We start from the raw sequence: 5,360 nt of genomic DNA on the forward strand, positions 1-5,360 counted from the left end.
CACCACGATCTTCGCCGAGGTAGTGGAGCGGGCCGCTCCGCCGCTAGAGCTTGCGAAGTCCACTGAGCACCCTTTCGAGCAGTGTCACATCTGGTTGGCCGCCGGCGGCCTCGTCGCCGCCGGGCTGATGGATAGCGACGAGTCCGGCCTCGGCCAGGTCGGCGACGAGGATCCGGGCAACGCCGAGGGGGATCGAGAGCAGGGCCGAGACCTCGGCCACCGACTTGATCTCGATGCAGAGCCGGCAGATCCGCTGGTGCTCGGGCAACTGCCCTTGCAGCCGGGTCGGATCGGCCGTGGTGCTGACCAGTGCCTCGATGGCGAGCTGGTAACGCGGTCGTGTCCGGCCGCCGGTCATGGCGTACGGGCGGACCAGCGGGTTGTGCGCCGCGGGCTTCGAAGGCTCCGGGGCCTGTCGCTGGACCGGCTGGATGCGAGAGGGCGGTGTCTCGTAACCCTGCGGCGGCTGCTGCTGGTAGTGCGGCTGCTGCTGCGGCCACCCGGAGTTGGGCTGCTGGGGCTGCTGCTGCCATTCACCGCCCTGCGAGCCCTGGTGGGGCTGCTGGTACGGCTGATAGGGCTGATAGGGCTCTTGCGCGCCCTGTCTGCCGGGCGCGGAGGGGTTGCCGAAACGGTTGTCACCCTGCTCACCCGGAACCCGCTGACCGCCCTGGTACGGGTGTCCGCCTGTGGGTGCTGCCACGTTTCCTCCTCCGACTGCCGGTCGCCATCCCAGTGGTGCCGCGCCACCGCACCTTATGGCGCGGTGGCGAGAAACGCACTGTCTGCCTGTTAGTTAAGAAGACTTCCCTGGAGTTCGGCGCGGAGATCCGGGGTGAGGACACTTCCTGCACGATCAACGAGAAGTGCCATTTCATACCCAACCAGGCCGATGTCGGCATCCGGGTGGGCGAGGACGGCCAGTGAGGATCCGTCAGAGATGGACATGATGAAGAGGAATCCTCGCTCCATCTCCACAACGGTCTGATTCACGGCACCGCCTTCGAAGATCCGGGAGGCGCCCGCGGTGAGCGACGTCAGACCGGAGGCGACAGCCGCCAGCTGATCGGCGCGGTCCCGTGGGAAACCTTCGGACATCGCCAGCAGGAGTCCGTCGGCGGAGACCACCACCGTGTGCGACACCCCAGGGGTGTTGTCCACGAAGTTGGTGATCAACCAGTTCAGATTCTGCGCCGCCTGGCTCATCGGGCTCACACTAACGCTCCTGGTTGTAGGTATTACTGGTGTCCGAACCCGCGGTGCGTCCCCGCAGGACACCACGGCGCAGGTTGCTCAACCTGCCCCGCACGTCCTCGGGGGCGCGGGAGACCTGTGGGCCTCCCTGCTGGGTCTGCTCCGCCGTGCCCTCGACCAGGTTGGCCTTGGGCACGCGCCGGGGGAGACCGGAGGGGGTGATTCCGCCCGCCTTCGGATCCCGGAGCTTCTCGGCCCGCACCCAGCGCTCGTCGTTCGCCGAGCGCCAGTCGTCGGGACCTTCCCCGTCGGTGTGCTCCGTCCGCTGCTGCTCCTGCGGCTGCTCCTGCTGCGGCCGCTGCCGCTGCTCCGGCGCGGCAGGCTGATCGTTTCCTCGGCCGGTGGGCTGCCAGTGCTGCTGGCCGGCGCCCCGGCGTGGGAGGCCCGCCTCGGTCAGGTCCTGCCCCGGGTTCGGGGTGGGCCCCTGGCGGTCGAAGCCTACGCGTTCCCCGGTCTCCGCGGGAGTGCTCGGCAGTGATTCCGCTTCGGTCTGGGCCAGGGGCTCGAAGGTCCCCTGGTATGGCGCCTGGTCCGCCCATTCGCCCTGGTGGGAAATGTTGTCCTGCGGGGTGAACTGATCGGTTTGCTGCTCCTGCAGACCGTCCGGAGCGGCGTACGCGGACTCCGGATAGGCGTTCTGCTGCGGGTCCTGGTAGCCGTTCCCGGCGTACGGGTCGTAGTCGCCCTCGTAACCGGGCTGCGGGTACTCCTGCTGCCCCGTGGCGTACTGGCCAGGAGCGTCCTGCTGCCCCGTGGCGTACTGGCCCGGAGCGTACTGCTGCTCCTGGCCGTACTGCTGGTCCTGCGCGAACTGCTGCTGGGAGAAGTCCTGCCGCTGCCCAGCGCCGTCGTTCTGGAACGCCGGACGCTCGCCGCCGGACTGTGCCTCCAGCGCGGCCCGGCGCTCCTCACGCATCAGCGAACGGTTGACCGGGTCCAGCTGCGGAGAGTCCGCGGCCGGGGTCTCGTAGCGCGAGTCGTCGAAGCCGAGCTCCGCCGCCGTACGCATCGGGATGTGCTGCGGCATCGGGTCGAAGGACTGCGGCTGCTGCTCGGGCATGATGGAGGAGACGGTGAAGTCGCCGTCCTGGCCGGACTCGCCACCGCCACCGTGGGTGATTGCGTCCGGCAGCATGACCAGCGACGTGGTCCCCGCCTGCTCGCCCGAGGGGCGCAGCTGGACGCGGATGCCGTGCCTGTCGGCCAGCCGGCCGACCACGAAGAGACCCATCCGCTGGGACACCGCGGCGTCCACGGTCGGGGGATTGGCCAGCTTGTGGTTGATATCCGCGAAGTCCTCGGCGGTGAGGCCGATGCCCTTGTCGTGGATCTCGACCATGACGCGGCCGTCGGGCAGCCGGGTCGCGGTGACCCGGACCTTGGTCTGCGGGGAGGAGAAGGTGGTGGCGTTCTCCAGCAGCTCGGCCAGCAGGTGCACGAGGTCGGTCACGGCCTGGCCGTGGATCTCGCTCTCCGGCACACCGGTGAGCTCGATGCGCTCGTAGGACTCCACCTCGGACGAGGCGGCCCGCAGCACGTCGACCAGCGGCACCGGCTGGTTCCACCGGCGGCCGGGCTCCTCGCCCGCGAGGACGAGGAGGTTCTCGCCGTTGCGGCGCATGCGGGTGGCCAGGTGGTCCAGCTTGAAGAGACTCTCCAGCTGGTCCGGGTCGGCCTCGTTGTTCTCCAGGTCGGTGATGAGGGTCAGCTGGCCCTCGATGAGCGACTGGTTGCGGCGCGACAGGTTGGTGAAGATCGCGTTGACGTTGCCCCGCAGCATGGCCTGCTCGGCGGCGAGCCGGACGGCCTCGCGGTGCACCTGGTCGAAGGCGCGGGCGACCTCGCCGATCTCGTCCTGGCTGTCGATCGGGATCGGCTGCACACGGGTGTCCACCCGGCCCGGCTCGGTCCGCGACAGCTGGTCGACCAGCATCGGCAGCCGCTGCTCGGCGATGCCGAAGGCGGCCGTACGCAGCTGACGCATCGAGCGGCTCATCTGGCGGGCCATGAGGCCTGCGATGATGAACGCGGCCAGCAGCGCGATGATCACGATCGCGGCGTTGGTGATGGCGTCGTTACGGGCGTCGGTCGAGATCTCCGCCGCCTCGGCCACGGCCTTGTCGACGAGCTCGTTCTCCACCGTCGCGTAGCCGTCGAACTTCGCGGTGGACGCGGCCATCCAGGTCTCGGGGGTGATCCCCTTGGCCTTCAGCTCGTCCGGCTGCTTGCCCTGGCCGATCTGCTGGGCCATGCCGTCGAAGACCGAACCGTCGATGCTCGGCGGCGCCACGAAGGGCTTGCCGGCGGCCTTGGCCTGCGCCGCGGCGGCCTTCATCTGCTTGGCACCCTCGGCGGCCTTCCCCGCCATGACTTCCTTGAGCCGGGCCGCGTCGGCCTCCGTGCCACCGGAGACGAACTCACCGAGGGCGATCTGCTCAAGGTAGTTGTAGGAGCCGAAGGCCTTGACCTGGTCGTTGAACTTGCCCTGCTCCTGGCTCGGTCGCACCAGCAGGTGCATGCCGATCGAGCGCTGCAGCGATTCGGCGGCCTTGGCCAGCTCGATCGCGTACACGGTCCGGCCGTAGCTGGTGATGTTGCCGGTACCCAGGCCGAGCTCGTTGGAGAACTCCATCAGCGAGTGCTGGACCTTGGTGTAGCCCTCTTCCGTCTTCACCGGGTCCATCGCCTCGGCGTAGGCGGCCTTGCGGAGCTCGGGAAGGAGCGGCTCCTCCACCTTGAACAGCTTCAGGCGGCGATCGAGCCCCGCCTTGTCCGGCATGTTCTGCACGGCCGCGTCGAACTTCGACGCGGCACTGTCCGTGGTGGCGCGCACCTGCTCCACCTCGGCGGCGGTGCGCTTGTTGGACAGCAGGGGCTGAGCGGTGAGGTCACGCTCGTTCAGCAGCGCCTGTCCGTACTCCGCGGCCGCGCGGACGATCAAAGCCGTCTTCTCGGCGTCCTGAGCCTCGTTCCAGGTGTCGACCGAGCCCTTCACCTGGAAGCCGCCCATGATCAGACCGACCAGTGCCGGGATCAGGAGGATCGCGTTCAGCCGGGTGGGCACCCGCCAGTTGCGGGGTGACAGCCGGCTGGTGCTGCCACCCGCCGGTTCCGCCTCGGACGACGTGTCCGCAGGCGGGGACACCGCAGCGCGCGGCGGTGGCGTGAAGTTGCCCCGCTCCGGCTGCGCCGCGGAGCCCTCGTTGCTTCGCCTCACTCGACCAACAACCTCTCGGCGTCGGCACCTACGTTGTGCCGGATTATCGTTCAGGGGCCGTACTACTGGGTAGTTCGAGGCATTGCAGCACGCGGACCGGCCGCGTTCCAAACAGTCGGAATGCGTGATTCCGCCTGAGGCCGCTTGACGATAAAACGGGCATAAAGAGCGAGCCCCGCCAAAAGGCGAGGCTCGTGTGAGCGCAGCGGTACCGTTCGTGTGCGTCGGGTATCGGCCGACCCCTAATTCTCTGTCGAAATGTTATGAAGGCGGAGGCGGATCGTGTCAAAGGACACAGGCCGCCCCCGCCCGACTACGGCAACTTCCGTAGATCACTTCCGACTTGCGGCTACTTCAGCCGGGCCATCAGGGCGTGCTCGACCAGTGTGATCAGGCCGCTCTTGGCGTCCGCGCGGTGGCGGGCGTCCGTGGTGATGATCGGGGCGTCGGGCCCGATCTGGAGTGCTTCGCGTACTTCGTCGGGTGTGTAGGGCTGGTGTCCGTCGAAGCCGTTGAGGGCGATGACGAAGGGCAGGCCGCTGTTCTCGAAGTAGTCGACTGCGGGGAAGCAGTCGGCGAGGCGGCGGGTGTCGACGAGGACGACGGCGCCGATGGCGCCGCGGACCAGGTCGTCCCACATGAACCAGAAGCGGTCCTGTCCGGGGGTGCCGAACAGGTAGAGGATCAGGTCCTGGTCCAGGGTGATGCGTCCGAAGTCCATGGCCACCGTGGTGGTGGTCTTGTCCCCGGTGTGGGTCAGGTCGTCGATGCCCGCGGACGCGGACGTCATCACGGCTTCGGTGCGCAGCGGATTGATCTCCGAAACGGCACCGACAAACGTGGTCTTACCCACGCCGAAGCCCCCTGCCACCACGATCTTCGCCGAGGT

At 68.3% G+C, this 5,360-nt stretch carries 4 protein-coding genes and 1 pseudogene; all 5 read right to left on the reverse strand.

The window, feature by feature from the left end; genetic code table 11:
- A pseudogene (locus BFF76_RS33900) lies at positions 1-63 on the reverse strand (ATP-binding protein); the annotation flags it as partial.
- The gene (locus BFF76_RS18435) at positions 44-703 is read right to left on the reverse strand and encodes a DUF742 domain-containing protein (protein ID WP_053930741.1); all 660 of its coding nucleotides are present in this window, start codon (positions 701-703) and stop codon (positions 44-46) included. The gene BFF76_RS18435 and the pseudogene BFF76_RS33900, both read right to left, overlap by 20 nt.
- An 89-nt stretch (positions 704-792) precedes the next feature.
- Entirely contained in the window at positions 793-1,206 is a 414-nt protein-coding gene (locus tag BFF76_RS18440) for a roadblock/LC7 domain-containing protein (protein ID WP_006127847.1), read from the reverse strand.
- Positions 1,207-1,216: 10 nt separating this feature from the next.
- Positions 1,217-4,471: a sensor histidine kinase gene (locus BFF76_RS18445; protein WP_065848647.1), complete on the reverse strand. Its 3,255-nt coding sequence runs from the start codon at positions 4,469-4,471 to the stop codon at positions 1,217-1,219.
- 349 nt (positions 4,472-4,820) lie between these two features.
- On the reverse strand, positions 4,821-5,360 hold a 540-nt coding region (locus BFF76_RS18450), incomplete at its 5' end, for a GTP-binding protein (RefSeq protein ID WP_019993977.1).

It is taken from the genome of Streptomyces mutomycini (assembly GCF_001700505.1).
Taxonomy (GTDB): Bacteria; Actinomycetota; Actinomycetes; order Streptomycetales; family Streptomycetaceae; genus Streptomyces; species Streptomyces mutomycini.